The sequence below is a fragment of the Sediminibacterium goheungense genome, from assembly GCF_004361915.1.
Classification (GTDB): Bacteria; Bacteroidota; Bacteroidia; order Chitinophagales; family Chitinophagaceae; genus Sediminibacterium; species Sediminibacterium goheungense.
Genome location: NZ_SNWP01000010.1, coordinates 1729223 through 1745350, shown reverse-complemented (window position 1 = coordinate 1745350; position 16128 = coordinate 1729223). Strand labels below are relative to the sequence as shown.

General features: G+C 41.6%; 10 protein-coding genes. All 10 read right to left on the bottom strand.

Going from position 1 to position 16128, the window contains the following annotated elements; all coding sequences use genetic code 11:
- Window positions 1-62: 62 nt before the first annotated feature.
- The 10 genes from BC659_RS07450 to BC659_RS07405 all read right to left on the bottom strand — a co-directional run bounded on the left by BC659_RS07450 (window position 63) and on the right by BC659_RS07405 (window position 16033).
- The gene (locus BC659_RS07450; RefSeq protein WP_133474041.1) at window positions 63-707 is read right to left on the bottom strand and encodes a hypothetical protein; all 645 of its coding nucleotides are present in this window, start codon (window positions 705-707) and stop codon (window positions 63-65) included.
- A gap of 153 nt (window positions 708-860) precedes the next feature.
- A complete protein-coding gene (locus BC659_RS07445) occupies window positions 861-2330 on the bottom strand; it encodes a calcineurin-like phosphoesterase C-terminal domain-containing protein (protein ID WP_133474040.1) in 1470 nt (489 codons plus the stop codon).
- 125 nt (window positions 2331-2455) lie between these two features.
- Window positions 2456-3895, bottom strand: coding sequence for a SusD/RagB family nutrient-binding outer membrane lipoprotein (locus BC659_RS07440; RefSeq protein ID WP_133474039.1), 1440 nt, complete (start codon window positions 3893-3895; stop codon window positions 2456-2458).
- Window positions 3896-3913: 18 nt separating this feature from the next.
- Window positions 3914-7144 (bottom strand): SusC/RagA family TonB-linked outer membrane protein, encoded by a 3231-nt coding sequence (locus BC659_RS07435; protein WP_211340723.1) that lies wholly within the window; start codon window positions 7142-7144, stop codon window positions 3914-3916.
- 77 nt (window positions 7145-7221) lie between these two features.
- Window positions 7222-8280 carry a FecR family protein gene (locus BC659_RS07430; RefSeq protein ID WP_133474038.1) on the bottom strand — a complete coding sequence of 353 codons (1059 nt, stop codon included), beginning with the start codon at window positions 8278-8280 and terminating at the stop codon, window positions 7222-7224.
- A gap of 72 nt (window positions 8281-8352) precedes the next feature.
- Complete coding sequence (locus BC659_RS07425; RefSeq protein WP_133474037.1) at window positions 8353-8925, bottom strand: RNA polymerase sigma factor; 573 nt, start codon at window positions 8923-8925, stop codon at window positions 8353-8355.
- A gap of 104 nt (window positions 8926-9029) precedes the next feature.
- Complete coding sequence (locus BC659_RS07420) at window positions 9030-9797, bottom strand: sterol desaturase family protein (protein WP_133474036.1); 768 nt, start codon at window positions 9795-9797, stop codon at window positions 9030-9032.
- Between the two features lie 284 nt (window positions 9798-10081).
- The gene (locus BC659_RS07415) at window positions 10082-10549 is read right to left on the bottom strand and encodes a nuclear transport factor 2 family protein (RefSeq protein WP_133474035.1); all 468 of its coding nucleotides are present in this window, start codon (window positions 10547-10549) and stop codon (window positions 10082-10084) included.
- A gap of 91 nt (window positions 10550-10640) precedes the next feature.
- The gene (gene polA, locus BC659_RS07410) at window positions 10641-13487 is read right to left on the bottom strand and encodes a DNA polymerase I (protein ID WP_133474034.1); all 2847 of its coding nucleotides are present in this window, start codon (window positions 13485-13487) and stop codon (window positions 10641-10643) included.
- A 98-nt stretch (window positions 13488-13585) separates the two neighbouring features.
- Window positions 13586-16033 carry a DUF5916 domain-containing protein gene (locus tag BC659_RS07405; protein WP_133474033.1) on the bottom strand — a complete coding sequence of 816 codons (2448 nt, stop codon included), beginning with the start codon at window positions 16031-16033 and terminating at the stop codon, window positions 13586-13588.
- Between the last annotated feature and the right edge of the window lie 95 nt (window positions 16034-16128).

Below are 16128 nucleotides of genomic sequence, written 5' to 3'. Positions count from 1 at the left end.
ACTAACCGCTTTTTTATTCGGTGTATTGCTGTGCATTCAGTGCCAACAAAAAATACCTGACATTATTTATATTGAGACTGTTTTGTTACACGGGTAAAACGCTTCATAAGATAACCATATGACAAGCCCCCCAGCGGCCAGGCGATGAGACCCGATAGTATTGACGGACCAGTAATAGGCTCTTGCATAACAAGGGGCCTGATTATTATTGTCATTACAAAAAACATAAAAAAGCCAAAAGATAAACCCTCTTTGATCCAGCCATAACCAGCAAAGGCATTGGAATCATCATTCAGTACAAGGTTTTTGTAACGGGCCGGTTGTTGTGCCAGCCATTTTCTTTTCATAGACTCTTTAAACCAGTACCAGATAGGAGCGGTTACAATCAGTATTACCAGCGTAGTAAGATTGATAAGACAGGGAATAATTTTGCCGCAATGATCGCAGTACAATCCAAACCAGTTTTGCATGGCTGTTTTATTTTGTCCTGACCATTTCATACCGGGATGCAAAGTGTTACAATGCGGACAGGGAATATAGGTTCGTTCCCCTAGTGTTTTCTTCGTATTCTTTTCTACCAGCGTGATTCTGGGGACCCGCTGACCAAAAATCAGTTCATTGATGGCCAGTCCGGGATTGATGATCCAGTGTAATACCATCGGATGCCACCAGCGCCACAATTTGTATTGGGTTTTGTTGTATTGCATAAATGCAATTTTTGTTTTTTACAAATGGGGGTATCTGTAAGATAAGAATAATTCTATTCTCGTCAGTGTGATTCTGGTGTACATAGAAAAGCGGAATGCTTATTTACATTCCGCTTTTTGTTTTTCAGATAGGATCTATTGGACTTTACTATACTAAGCGAGGTTAATGGTTTCACTGTATTGTTTACCGAAACGATCGGTAGCTTTCACTATTATCTGTTTTGCACCTGCTGATGGTTTGGCAAAAAATAAATGATCGGCCAGTGTGGGTTCCACAAAGGGGTGTTTCGATGGTAAGGATGGGCCCGCATACAATTCAATGGCCCAGGGGTCTCTGGCTACCCGCTGCTCCATGGTGCCTTTGGCCACACCATCTTCCCACCATTCCACTTTCCATTTAGTATCCCAGTTCCATACGTTTGCCACAATTTCCGTGGGTGCTTCTTTCAGCCTGCCTTTTTCATACACGCGCAACTGATGTTCTTTTTCTTTACCGGTAGCTTTATAATACCATTCTATATCGCTGCCATTTACTTCATACACTCCATAACCCATGGGTGTTCCATCGCCACAAATGGGGCCCGTCCACCAGGCACCACAAACAGTACCATGGTTATGCTCCATAATATTTCCCTCTTCCCAGGCTTCATTAAAATGTGTATGGCCCGACATAATATGCACTTTATACGGTGCCAGTATTTTATACAACTGTTTTCTGTTGGTTACGGTCCCCCCCATCTCTTCTTCCTTCTTCGCTCTTCGCGCCGCGCCGGTATTGGTGGGAATATGCACACTGAGCACCACTGTTGTTCCGGGTTTTACCATTTTCAGGTCATTCTCCAGCCACTGTAACTGGTTCTCTGTAATGTACCCGATGTATTTTTTTGCGGTACCTACAAAGAACACATCATCCAGTACTACATAATGTACCTGTCCGCGGTTATAAGAATAATAGGTAGGTCCAAACTGCTGTTTGAATGTTTTGGATGAATAGTCATCGGTACGCGCATCCAGATCCATATCATGGTTACCAATTACATTAAAGAAAGTAACACCGGTTGCTGCAATGGCTTCCTTATAATCTTTGAAGAACTGAAACTTATCCCACACCAGGTCGCCACAGCCGATGCCATGAAAGAGACTGTCTTTGGGGTAAGATGCTACCAATGCCTTTAAATCCGGTACAGCTGTAGTTTTCAGCTGGTCGCAATCGGCCTGCGAAATCATCTGTGTATCTGCCCATACCACAAACTGATGTCTGGTATCGTCTACCGCTAATTTCTCCAGCGAAAAATCGGCTTTGGCTGCTAATTGATCGGCCGCCAGTGACTGATAAAACCAGGCAATATGATTTTGCTGATTGAACGCATAACCGGCAGGTGTGCTGATGTATACAAATTCGGCGCGGGCATCTGCCTCAAAACTATAATTACCCTGCGCATCGGTTGCTACTACTGTATACCCATCCGTTACAGCTACACCGGCAATGCCTTTTCCGTTGCTGTGTACTTTTCCGGATACGGTTCTCTGTTTGGCATTCGTACCGGCAGCACTACTTATAGCGGGAGCGCCTAAAACGATGGTTGCTAAACTGAAGTTTCGAAGGAATGAACGTCTTTGCATATTGAATGTTTTTCGGTGTTTCGCTGTACCTGCAGTGGCAAATCTCTTTACTATATTTTACTACCTAAATTATTGAATCGTTATGTATTGCCACAGAAAACACGGCATTACACAGATCATACTATTTATTTTTCCCACCAGCCTTTTACATTGAAATTATCGCCACCCATAGCCTGTACTGCTTTGTTGTAATTATCGGTATTGGTGGAACGTACGTTGATGGGATACATATAACGAACCGGTACTTTTTTATTGTTCACCATTCCATCTGCAGTAGGCAATACCGGGAAGCCCGTTCTTCTGTATTCAAACCATTGTTGATGATCTACAAAAAACAGCGCTATATACTTCTGTAACATAATGCGCTCCAGTGTTCCGTTAAAAGCAGCATCAGGTGTATTAAAATAAGTAGCGGGCATTACAGCGCCCCATTGCTCAACTGAAGCTTTCACGCCTTTTTCATACGCTGCTTTTGACGCCGCAGTATTATTAAAAAACAATTCCACTTCAGACTTAATGAGTTCTACTTCTGCATAAGGCATGAGTACACAAATCATAGGCGCCGTTACCAGTGCTATATTCAAATTCGATGGAATATATCTGAACTGCGATTCTCCACCTGAATACCCGCTTGGTATGCCCATATAACCCAGGTTACCTGTACCGGTAGAGGGTCTGGCCGTGGTAGCAAATTTATCGCGACGCGGATCATTCAGGTTGTTTAACTGATCCAGAAAAAATTTACCCATCGCACGGAATGTAGTGAAATCAATCGCTCTTCCCCAGGGCGATACATTGGGTACCAGACCGGTTACTTTTAAAACAGCCGCCTGATCATTACTGGTGAATACAGGATATTTTGCAGGGTTATCGATCATAGCACGGAGCCTGGTCATAGCATTCATCTCCGTTCTTTTCGATACACGCAATAACAAACGCATTTGTAATGAATTACAGAATCGCTTCCAGTTGGTAACATTGTTACCGTATAAAATTTCTGTTCCGAAATTCATGGCTCTTGTTGTAACAAATAGATTGTTGGCAGAATCGAGATCAGCAATAATTTTCGTATAAATATCTTTCTGTTCGTCGAATGCAGGACGTAGAATACCCTCGTCGCCTTTTGCTGCTTCTGTCATGGGTACATTGCCAAAACAATCTGTAAGGTTTGCATAGATCCATGCATTCAGCGTTAGGGCTATGGCCTGGTAATTGGGGTCGTTTAGCTCAACCGCCGCATTATACATTTCTTTTACATTGGTTAACCAACGATAATACGTTGTCCAGGTAGAGCTACCCGCATTCTCCGCTACATCATATCGATGTACACCACCCGATGCACTTGGAAAAGGCAATGCCACCTGCATTAGGTTAAAAGTAAAATCATCTGCCCTTCTGGTATTAAATGAGGAGACCTCATAAATAATCGGATTCAATAAAGTACCGGGACTAATTTTATCTATGCGATTGGGGTCTGTATTTACTTCTGCAAAATCTTTATCACAGGCGCTGAATAACAGTGTTGCGGCAATCAGCAATAAAGTATATGGTTTATATTGTTGCATATAATTACGGTTAATGAATTAAAACTTAAGGGTAATATTGGCACCGAATGTTCTGCTCGATGGTAACTGACCCATTTCAACACCCGGTAAAATCGTAGAGCCATTCAACGCAGCCGTTTCCGGATCGAAAATGGGGAAGCTGGTAATCATGAGCAGGTCACGACCATATAAAGCCAGTGTTACCTGTTTGAACAATGTTTTACCCAACACTTTTTTAGGCAGGCTGTATTCCAATCTCGCTTCTCTCAACTTAAGATATGAGGCATCGAATGAATTGGATTCAACATTGGCCCTGCGGTAATATTCTACATAATAATCAACGGGTAATACCTTGGTGGTGTTGGGTGAATATGATTTATCAGGATTTTCAATTACCCCATCACCAACAATAAAGTTTTCTTCACGGCCCCGCAGTGTATGTTTCAGTTTACCCTGTTCGGTCATTTTATGATGGGTTTGTGAGTAGATCATACCTCCTAACTGACCATCGAAGAGAAAGCTGAAGCGGAATGCCTTATAAGTAAATTCATTTCTGATACCTCCTTTCCAGTCTGCATAAGCCGTTCCGATATATTGAATTTCAGCCGGACGTACAGGTAAACCCGCACTATTGTAAATAATCTGTCCCTGTGGTGAACGTGCAAAACCAAAACCATAGATATCACCTGTTGTACCACCTACTCTTGCCTGAATGGTGGCGTTACCACCGTATCCGATATCCTGCTTACCGTCCATACCTTCAGCGAGTTCCATTACACGGTTCTGGTTCTTAGACCAGGTAAGAATAGTGTTCCAGCTGAAGTTTCTGGTTTTTACAGGTGTGGCATTCAGCACAACTTCAATACCCTGATTGCGAACAGAACCTGCATTCAATACTGCTCTTGAATATCCCGTAGTAGGGTCCAGTGGTACATCCAATATCTGGTTTTTAGTAAGGTTGCTATACAAGGTAAGATCCAGATTCAGCCTGTTTTTAAACAAACGAATGTCTAAGCCCGCTTCATAGTTGGTTGAAATTTCAGGCTTGAAGTTTACGTTGTGTAAAACAGTAGGCACAGAAGCAGAGCTTGGAAAATCGCTCATGCCATAATACTTACTGGTCTTATATGGATCAGTATCATTACCCACCTGTGCCACCGAAAAGCGGAGCTTGGCAAAAGAAATCTTTTTAGGCAAGTTGAATACCTCACTCAGAATAACACTGGTATTTACTGATGGATAGAAGAATGAATTATTCTGAACAGGTAGTGTACTTGACCAGTCGTTTCTACCGGTCACATCTACAAAAAACCGGTTTTTATATGAAAACGAAGCTGTTCCGTAAACGCTGTTTACTTTCTTATTGCTGTTCACATTCGTCATCAGCGGATTGCTGATGCCATTGCTTAATTTATAAACACCCGGTGTTACCAATCCTTCAACGGTTCCGTCTACACGTTTGTATGAACGGCTCATAGCATTGGCACCTGCCGACGCTGTGATATTGATATTTGATCCGATTTTGTTTTTATAAGACAATAATATATCTGTATTGATTTCATAATCCAGAATCGTCTGCTGCTTATAATATCCTCTCTGAAAATTAGCCGTACTATAAGGACGTTTCTGTTCCCGCTCTTCATTGGTCATGCTCACACCCGAGCGAACCATGAAATCGAGTTTTTTTGAGAACTCATAGTTAGCAGCAATGTTTCCTACCATCATATTGCTTTTCACAGCATTGGTCATTTCATAAGCAATCAGGTAAGGGTTATCAATAAAAGAACTGAACGGGTGTACCTGGTCAATCTGGTTCATGCCTTTTCTCCAGATCGGTCTATACCAGGCCAGGTCAACATTCGGGTTCTGGAAAATCATGAAATAAGAAATTGATTGGTTATTATAACCTGTAGCAGGTAAGTTATCGCTCTGCTTATTGGTATAGTTGATTTTTGATGTAATACGCAGCTTATCAGATATTTTCTGGTTCACACTCAATGCTGCTGTAATTCTTTTATAGCCAGTATTAGGCATAATCCATTCGTTTTTCGAATGGGTGAGCGATGCCCTCACCGAACCATTTTCGCCGCCACCTTCCAGCGCAATATTATTGGTAATGGTTGACCCTGTTCTCCAGAAGCCTTTGATATTATCTGTATAAGGCCTCCATGGTACACGGGTAGGAGACTGTCCTTCTACTACCGGATCATATTGAAAATAGCTCTGTCCATTAAACCTCGGACCAAAAGCGCTGCTGGTTCCTCCGGTACTTGCGCCATCTGCTGAAGCTCCATAGGAATAATATTTTTCTCCATTTGCATTCAGCGCCTTTCCTGTTCCCTGTCCATACTCATATTGGTAATCGGGCCAGCGTAAAACCGTATTGAAACTGATATTGCTATTGAGTGTTACACCAATTCCTTTTTCTTTTCTGGCTCCCGACTTGGTTGTAATCAGCAGGGCTCCATTTGCAGCACGGCTTCCGTATAAAGCCGTTGCACCTGGCCCCTTCAGTACGGTAATACTTTCAATATCATCGGGGTTAATATCAGAAATACCATTCCCGAAATCAATCGGCACATCATTACCGGAGCCTGCACCATAGGCGTTGCTTACGCCCGATGAAGTAAGACCACTATTCATCGGTACACCATCCAGTACAATCAGGGCATTGTTTCCTTCCGGATTCATAGAAGCATCGCCACGAAGTGATACGCGTACAGAATTCAATGGGCCCGAACCCGGAGAAATCAGGTTCAATCCAGCTACTTTACCCGATAATGAGCCCACCCAATTATTGGAGCGGGCATCATTCACATCATTTTCTTTCATGGTTTGTGCCGCATAACCTAAAGCCTTTTCCTGTCGTTTAATACCCAATGCCGTTACCACTACTTCATCCAGCCGACTATTCTTTTCCTTCAACCTGATCAGAATCGAGTTTGTTTGTGCCTGCTGCTTTACTACAAAACCGTTTTGTACGCCATCTTCATAACCTACATAAGAAAAACTGAAATTGTATCGACTACCCACCTGTAATTGTCTGAAAGTGAAAACCCCCTTTTCATTGGTAGTTGCCGAGAGCAATTCATTGCCCGATGCACCCTGCTTTTTTGCAATGATGGTAACCCCCTGTAATGTCTCTCCTTTCTCCGTTAATACAGAGCCTGTAACATCGGCCACTGATGATTGTGCTGCCAGCTGTGTAATGGCATTAACCATCAACAGCAGAACGAAAAGCAGTCTTTTTGTCTGTACCATTGTTTTCATAAGTTTTTGTTTCGGTTATTGCAAAAAGTATCCTGCACATGGTATGACCATATGTGTACCTTTTACAGATATGTTTCTTATTGCTTTTTTACTAAAAGAAAGCTGTTGTTTCCTTCTTTGTTTATCATGAACCCATTCATATTCCCAATTACGTGCAGCAGTGTTTCTACTGAATCGGTTGGCAATACTTTTCCGGTAAAAAAATGATTATTGATAACAGATGAATCGTATTGAATTTTTATGGCGAATCGTTCTTCCAGTTGCAGCAATACATCTGTAAGTGGTGTGTTGTCAAAATAAAGTTCACTCAGCTGTACTGGCGTTTTTATGTTTTTCTGCTGTTTCGCTATCGTTTTATTTACACCATTCCATTCAGGATCAAAAGAACCAACGGTAGTTCTGGAATGTTGCCGTGAGTAGTTCATAGATGTACCCGGTAACAGGTATACCGGACCACCCCAATGTTTGTCGGAACTTATTTTATTCACTACTACTTTTCCTGTATACAGCTTAACTGTTACACCTTCCTTGTTTTCTGTAACACGGAAAGAAGTACCCAATGCGGTGGTGGTTATTTCTCCTGTTACTACAACAAATGGTTTGCTGATATTTTTTGTAACGTCAAAAAAGCCGTTACCGTTGAGTACAATTTTTCGTTCTGTTCCGGCAAACTCTTTGGCATAGGTTACTGTAGAACCCGGTTCCAGCGTAACGTCAGAACCATCGGGCAGCTGAATATGAATGGACCCTTTCGTTGTATTGGCTCTGAGTTCGATGGCACCTGTCTTTTCCTGCGCTGCCAGAACCGGCTGTTGAACCGCCGGCGCATATTCTGTTGAAAAAAACCACCAACCACAAAGCATGATAAGCAGAACAGCGGCGACCGACAGGTATATATTTCTCTGGTCGATTTTTCTGGGCTGATGGATCTGTATTTCGCCCTCTATGCTCCTCCACATTTCTTTCCGGTAAGATGCCGGTACCGGAATTTCTTTGCCCGCCTGCTGCCAATCTGGTCCCAGCCATTTTTCTACTTCTTCCGGATGCGTATACAGGTATGATACAACAGTGTTAGCCTCATCGGCATCACACTGTTGATCAAAAAAACGCTGTAAAAGGTTTTCGGTTACCTGCATAAAATAAACGCTGCTAATAATGAATACGTAATAAAGTATTGTTTACCCCTGCTGGTAATAATTTGGTAACACTCAGCCGTTAATAAAAAGAAATAGTTGCGATACGGTAGCAATAGAACGCAATTGCCTGATGGCTTTTGAATAATGATCTTCCACTGTTTTTACAGATATGGAAAGTTTTTCGGCCACTTCTTTATTGGAATAGCCGTGAACGACTTTAAGTAAAAAAATTTTTTTACGTACCGGTGGTAAGCTACTGGTAGCAACTTCAATATAATCAGCTGTTTCAAAACTACCATCCGCATGTACCATTGAGGTGTCTGCCATTTCCAGCTCTGCTGTGGGTGCAGACCTTTTCTCTGCTGAACACTTTCGTATATAATCAATCAATACAGAGGAGGCAATGGTAAAACACTGCATATCCATTCCGTAATCTGTTGAAAGAGTATGTCGGCTTTGCCAGATTTTGATAAAAGTTAGTTGTGTGAGTTCACAAGCGAGATCATGCTGACCTATTCTTTTTTGAAAAAAACGAAAGAGTTTAGAGTGAAATTCATTGAACAAGGCCGTGAACGAAGTCTCTGTTCCCTCTTTCACCGAAGCTACGGATACCAGTATAGATGAATTGCTTTGCACGGCCATCATTATTTGAGACCGTAAAATTGGGTCAGAAAATGAAAGAATCAGATTATCTGATTGTTAACAAAGAGGAATTCTGTAAAAAGAAGATCTCTTTACACTGATGATTTTTATGATTTATCCGCTATTCTTGTTTTCACTTCTTCGAAACGGGTATCATAATCCTCACGTATGGTTCCGAGCATACGATCCCAGAAAAGGAAATACAATCCATAGTTTCCCTTGAAATATTGGTGGTGCTGATTGTGATTAACAGAAGTATTCACCCATTTGCCCACCCATGTTTTATTGAACCCTTTCGGATAGAGCTCATAACCCAAGTGACCGTATACATTGTACACAATCATGAACAAAAAGAAAATAAGCAAATGCGTTTTATGCATGGGCAGTGTAAACACAAACACAAAAAGAATTCCTATTTCAATAAAGGCTTCTACCGGATGAAAGGAGTAAGCGGCCCAGGGCGATGGATTGGTTGACTGATGATGCACCAGATGAACAAAGTTGAATATTTTTTTATGGTGCATCAACCGATGCATAAAGTAGAAGTAAGTATCATGCATGAAAAGCATCACCGGAAATAAGGCAAAATAGTACAACCAGCCATAATCACCAATCTCTTTATACATTCTGGTATGTGGGCGGATGGAAGGGTGTGTAAATACAAAGGATGAAACCAAACTGAAAATAAGCATGGTTACCAGTGAATACATGATTTCCCGGGCATAATCTTTATTCTTCGGAAAACGCTGTTGTATTTTTTTGTATAACCATTTATTTCTGAACAGTACATAAAACAACAGAAACCCGATGAGCGCCAGCATAAAATACCTTGATCCAATAAGTTGCGCATTCTGAAAAAAGGCTTTCCAGTTCATTATTACAGCATTTATCTATGCACATAAAGGTAGCAATCTGATTGGTTAGATCATCAATGTCCGTTATCGTTATTCTTAAAGAACGAGGTTATATATAAAAAAGCCCCATCTGGAAAGACGGGGCGCATTTTTTAGCCAAACTAAGTTGAGAATGCATTCATTCTCCTAACTGTATGGCAATATTAGACTCATCTGATAAAGATGTCTGTAGATATCTATCGAAGTTTTTTTGGCTGATTGTCCAGATACAGTATCACATTTTTTAAGTCCGCGTAGCGATTTCGCTATTGTTCCATAAACTTTTGAAGTCCGATCCTGGCTTTTAACTGTAGTTTCTTATTGAAATAACCTGACCAGCCCAGCATCCATCCCGTAAGTCCGAAAGCCTGTTTGCTCCACCGATAAATGGAAAATGCATCTGAATGTTCAATAATCAACCCATCCTTGAAACGCATATGCGCTTTGATCTGGTTTTCTACCTTTCTTCCGGTTTGAGAAAAGATATAGATGGCTTTCCAATCGGTGGTTGTATACTCATCATCCAACAACTGTATATTTCCATAGGTCAGTGAGAAATTCTTTGCCCTTGTACAAAGCATTTCCCACATGGCTTTTACTTCATGTACATCCAGCAGCCCGAATACAGGGTCACTGAATACCGCTTCGGGATGATAGCAGGATTGCATCGTTGCATAATCAAGCTGCTGAAAAGCAGTATAGAACTTGTGTATGGTTGCTTCGTTTGTATTCACGCCCAATAATTTAATAATACTCAATAAGGCATATCGAATCATCAACTAATTCGAAATTCCTCTGTTTCTCTGTTCTTCTGTTTCTTTATTCTCAATGCGCTTCCAGCCAGTTACTTCCCATACCCACTTCTGCTTCTACTGGTACATCATGTGGCAGGGGCATCGCTGTGGTCATACAGCGAATGATAAGTTCTTTTAATGGTTCTACTTCTTCTTTCACCGCATCAAAAACCAATTCATCGTGTACCTGTAAAATCATTTTCGATTGCCAGGTTCCGGTTTTCATTTCATGGTGAATCTTGATCATCGCCAGCTTAATCATATCAGCAGCCGTTCCCTGAATGGGTGAATTAATGGCGTTTCGTTCCGCATAACCACGCACGGTGAAATTGCTGCTGTTGATATCTTTGAGCCAGCGTTTTCTACCCACCAGCGTCTGCACATATCCATTCTCTTTGGCAAAGTTTACCTGCTCATCCATATAACGCTGAATATTCGGAAACTCTTTTTTATAGTTATCAATGATTTCTTTGGCTTCAGTTCTGCTGATACCCAGATTATCTGCCAGTCCGAATGCACCCTGACCATAGATGATTCCAAAGTTTACACTCTTGGCTTTGTAACGCATTTCTTTGGTTACTTCACTCTCCGGAACACCATACACTTTTGATGCAGTAGCAGTATGAATATCTTTATGTTGTCTGAAAGCCTCACACATATTCGGGTCACCGCTTATCGCAGCTACAATCCGCAGTTCTATCTGTGAATAGTCTGCGCTCAACAATACACGCCCCTCCTCTCTGGGTATAAATGCCTTCCTGATTTCACGCCCTCTGGATGTTCTGATCGGAATATTCTGGAGGTTGGGGTTATTACTACTCAGCCTTCCGGTAACGGCCACAGCCTGCGCATAACTGGTATGTACCCTGCCGGTTTTAGGATTGATCATTTCTGGTAGTGCATCAACATAGGTTGATTTGAGTTTGGTTAGTTCCCTGAAACCCAGAATATCGTCTACAATCTTATGCTGATTTGCCAGTTTTAATAATACATCTTCTCCCGTTGCATACTGACCCGTTTTTGTTTTTTTAGCCTTAGGATCCAGTTTCAATTTTTCAAACAGCACTTCACCCAATTGTTTGGGCGAAGCGAGGTTAAACCTTACTTCTGCCTGAGCATACACACTTTCTTCGCAACGTTTGGCTTCTGTTTCGAGCTCTTTGCTGTATTGTTTCAAAAAATCCACGTCGATCTTTACACCTTCAAATTCCATATCTGTCAATACACGTACCAGCGGGTTCTCTACATTCTCAAAAACGGGCGCTACTTCTTTTTCTTTTAATAGCGGAACAAAAACCTGTTTAAGCTGGAAGGTGATATCCGCATCTTCCGCCGCATACTCTTTTATCTTTTCGAGTTCCACATCGCGCATACTACCCTGACCCTTACCTTTTTTTCCAATCAACTCTTCTATATGTACCGGCTCATAACCCAGGTACTGTGCGCTCAATAAATCCATACTTCTTCTGCCTTCCGGCTCAATGAGGTAATGCGCCAGCATGGTATCGAATAGCTGACCTTTTATTTCTATGCCATACCACTTCAGCACCAGTAAATCGTATTTGGTATTTTGTCCCACCCAGGTAATTTGATCCTGTTCAAAAAGAGGCCTGAACAGTTCCAATATTTTTTGTACTTCCTGCTGATCCTGCGGACATGGCACATAATAACCCTCTCCTTCTTTGAAAGAAAAACTAAGGCCTACCAGTTCTACATTATTGGCATCGGTTCCTGTTGTTTCCGTATCAAAACAGATTTCTCTTTGCCCGCTAAGCTTTATAATTAGTTGCTGAATAGCATCAATACCTTGTATCAACTCATAATGATGGGGTGTATTGTTGATGTTTTTTTCTGCAATCAAACCAGCCTGTTCAGTTTCCGGACCACTTACCGGCTCTACAGGTTCTGCTGACTTAACAGATTTCGTTGTTTTGGGTGTTTGAACAGCATTGCCAAACAAGTCTGTCTGCACACCCTGTGGTGCCGCATGAAAAGAATTGAAGTCTTCTCCAAGAATCCGCTTACCCAGTGTTTTAAATTCCAGTTCCGTGAACACTTCATTAAGGGCTTCTCTGTTCCATTCTTTCAGGCGGTAATCTTCTTCATGAAATTCAACCGGTACATTGGTAATAATGGTTGCGAGTTTTTTACTCATCACCGCCAGGTCTACAGCATTGCGTACTTTTTCGCCCAGCGCACCTTTTATTTTATCGGCATTAGCCAGTACGTTTTCCAGCGTATCATATTCTTTCAGCAGTTTAGCCGCTGTTTTTTCGCCCACACCGGGAATACCGGGAATATTATCTACAGCATCTCCCATCAGGCCTAGCATATCTACCACCTGTTCTACTCTTTGTATATCCCAACGCTCACATATTTTAGCAGCATCCAACACTTCAGCCGGATTACCAAAAGCGGGTGGCTTATAAATATATACACCCGGGTGTATGAGTAACTGCCCATAATCTTTATCGGGCGTAACCATATATACTTCATAACCTTTATCAGCAGCCTGCCAGGCAACGGTACCAATTACATCATCGGCCTCATAACCATCCATTTCCACTACCGGAATATTAAATCCTTTGATAATTCTCTGTATATCAGGAATGGACTCCAGCAGATCTTCCGGTGCTTCCTGACGATTGGCTTTGTAATCAGCGAAATCAGTGTGTCTTTCGGTTGGTGCATGTGTATCAAAACAAACGGCCAGGTGTGTCGGTTTTTCTTTGTTGATGAGATCAAACAAAGTATTGGTAAAACCAAACTGGGCATTGGTATTCTTTCCTTTAGAAGTAATGCGTGGATTACGTATCAACGCATAATAAGCGCGGAAGATGAGGGCAAACGCATCCAGGAGAAATAATTTCTTACTCATATAGCTAAGGTAGGGAATAGTGAGTAGTCAGTAGTCAGTAGTGAGTATTAGATTTCAATTTCCTTACTCACTACTGACTACTCACTGCTCACTCACTCTCAGCTCTTTTTCTTCAGCGACAGGTAATCCAGAAAATAAATGACCCTGATGGAGATACTGTTTTGTTGGTCGGCATTGATGGTATTGCCAAAGTTTTTAAAGTATTTGGTTCGGGTATCCTGATTAAACGTACTGATGGCATCTTTCCATACAATGTTCACAAAGCTGCCTAATGCAAACTGCCAGGTATATACCATATCGATATTGAAATAGTTTACATTGAAATCCACATTCCGGTTAATACCACCGGCTATGGAGTTCAGGTAACCATCGTTACGCAGTTTAAAAAATTCCTTATTGGCCACTTTACTCCAGTAATGTCTGGCCCGGAAAGAAAGACCCATTTTATTAGTGAAATTGTATTTGATATTCAATACGTTTTCAACCGTATTTCTTTTTCTCAAAGCAAATACAATGCTATCCTGACTAAACATGGTTGCATAACCCAGGTTATTATGAGCTAGCTGAAGAAAAGTGCTTGTTGTGATCGTTAATTTTTTATTGAAGCGATAGTTGTTACGGAAAAAGATTTCCTGCGTATTGGAACCATACTGATTAAATGTGCGGTTATAGAATTCAACCACGGCAGAATATTTTTTGGCACTATTGGTTTCAAACCAGAAGCCCGCCATCCAGCTGCCGGGGCGCTTGAATACCTTACCATTTACCCTTGGCTCAAAGAAATCATTTTGTTCAGGATTCAGATTGAAATTAAACCCGGCCCACCACAAGTTTTTCAATTGTGCATTGAAATTGGCATTAAAATTAAATCGCTGATAATCCATCGGCTTGTAACGCATGGAATAATTCGCGTTGATATTGGCATTGATACGGTTGTACCATTTTTTAGGTTTTAACCACCTGTATCCCAGCCATACACCATTGTTGAAATAGTTGTTATTGGTAAAATAACCCATGTCGTTATGGTTGTATTTATCGTCTGCCAGCTCCTGCCATACGTTGAAATTAAAACGACCGCTTGTTTTACCGAAGCCCAGTGTGTGGTTATAACCGGTTAGGGTTTTACCAGGCGCTTCATAACCAATCAGCTGACTTACACCTACTTGTCCGTTTACATTCCAGGTGTTTTTCTTATCGTAAATATCCCAAAGCGCTGCTGTTACGTTGGCATCATAATCGGTTCCGCTTCTGGTTACATTGGTATTGATCAATGAAACACTGGAATTATTTTTAAGTGTCTGGTCAAAAACAATGATATTATAATTGGTGAGCGGATTGGTTTCAATTTTTCTGGTTTCTTCACCACCTACTTCTATACTCGCATGTTGCGCCTTGGTTACGGCATTGAAAAATCCAATACCCAAACCACCACTGGTTCTTCCGCTTATTTTACTGGCATTCAGCAATCTCGTTTCAACCGGATTTTTACCCACTGTTTCGCCGGGCTGCAGTTGGCCCTGAACCTTACCAAGGTGCATCGGTGTTCCACCGATACGGCGGCTGTAAAACAAATTGCCCTTTCCGAAAAGCTCTGTTCCTTCCGTAAAAAAAGTTCTGTTTTCATTAAACTGTACTTCAAAGGGCGTAAGGTTTAATACCTGATTATCGCTTTGTACCTGACCAAAATCGGGTATCAGTGTCATATCCAAAGTGAAAGCCTGGTTAATTCCGTATTTCACATCCATACCACCATTGATAGATGTGGTGGTATTTTTTACACCCGGCTGGTTATAAGGAAAATGATTGGCATAGGTAGAGAGATAGGGTGAGAACGACAAACGAACAGGTGGTTTAATATCCTGTATGCCTGTCCATAAGCCAAACTGTGCGAGAAAATTTCCACCAATGGCCGGGTCGGTCGGACTCCACATCATCTGCTTTCCGCTCTTGCTTCTTCTTCTGGTGATATTGATGCCCCAGTCCTGCACTTTGGTATTACCAAAACGAATGGCTGCATACGGTATTTTCATTTCGAAGGTCCAGCCATCTGACTGAATAACAGCATTGCTTTCAAATACACTGTTCCAGCTGCCGTCTTCTCCATTCGATGAATATTTTGCATCAAACTGTTCACCCAGAGCGGTAACATAATAACCAAAGCCATTGATTTTATCGTGATAGGTGTCGAAGATCACACCAACAAAATCATTCACACCCACAACATCACGACCCACTAACTCTTTGGTAATACTATCGGGACTTGCTTCATGAGCATAACCTGCAATATAGATGGCATTATTATCGTACAGAATACGGATTTCAGTTCTGTTCTTTTCATCTTCCTTATTGCCGAAAGTGGGTCTCCATTCAATAAAATCAGTGGCCACCGGCGCCTGTAGCCAGGCGGAATCTTTCAGGTTTCCGTCAATCACAATTTTCTGTGTGGTTCTAACAGCGGGTATTTTCTTCACCACTTTCTCTGTTTGTTGGGCAAACAGATTAGCCATGTACAGAAACAGGCTCAGAATGGTTAATAAGGGTCTCATACAGTCAGTTTATAGTTTATCGCAGTATCCAATTCCCGGCTTTTGCAGGTTGACCGGGCACTTTATACGAAACTAAACGTAGTAAAAGTAGAAAC

What these genes read in the sequence shown, in the direction of transcription:
- BC659_RS07450 (WP_133474041.1), bottom strand. Translation starts at nt 707, where the DNA reads ATGCAATACAACAAAACCCAATACAAATTGTGGCGCTGGTGGCATCCG.
- BC659_RS07445 (WP_133474040.1), bottom strand. Translation starts at nt 2,330, where the DNA reads ATGCAAAGACGTTCATTCCTTCGAAACTTCAGTTTAGCAACCATCGTT.
- BC659_RS07440 (WP_133474039.1), bottom strand. Translation starts at nt 3,895, where the DNA reads ATGCAACAATATAAACCATATACTTTATTGCTGATTGCCGCAACACTG.
- BC659_RS07435 (WP_211340723.1), bottom strand. Translation starts at nt 7,144, where the DNA reads ATGAAAACAATGGTACAGACAAAAAGACTGCTTTTCGTTCTGCTGTTG.
- BC659_RS07430 (WP_133474038.1), bottom strand. Translation starts at nt 8,280, where the DNA reads ATGCAGGTAACCGAAAACCTTTTACAGCGTTTTTTTGATCAACAGTGT.
- BC659_RS07425 (WP_133474037.1), bottom strand. Translation starts at nt 8,925, where the DNA reads ATGATGGCCGTGCAAAGCAATTCATCTATACTGGTATCCGTAGCTTCG.
- BC659_RS07420 (WP_133474036.1), bottom strand. Translation starts at nt 9,797, where the DNA reads ATGAACTGGAAAGCCTTTTTTCAGAATGCGCAACTTATTGGATCAAGG.
- polA (WP_133474034.1), bottom strand. Translation starts at nt 13,487, where the DNA reads ATGAGTAAGAAATTATTTCTCCTGGATGCGTTTGCCCTCATCTTCCGC.
- BC659_RS07405 (WP_133474033.1), bottom strand. Translation starts at nt 16,033, where the DNA reads ATGAGACCCTTATTAACCATTCTGAGCCTGTTTCTGTACATGGCTAAT.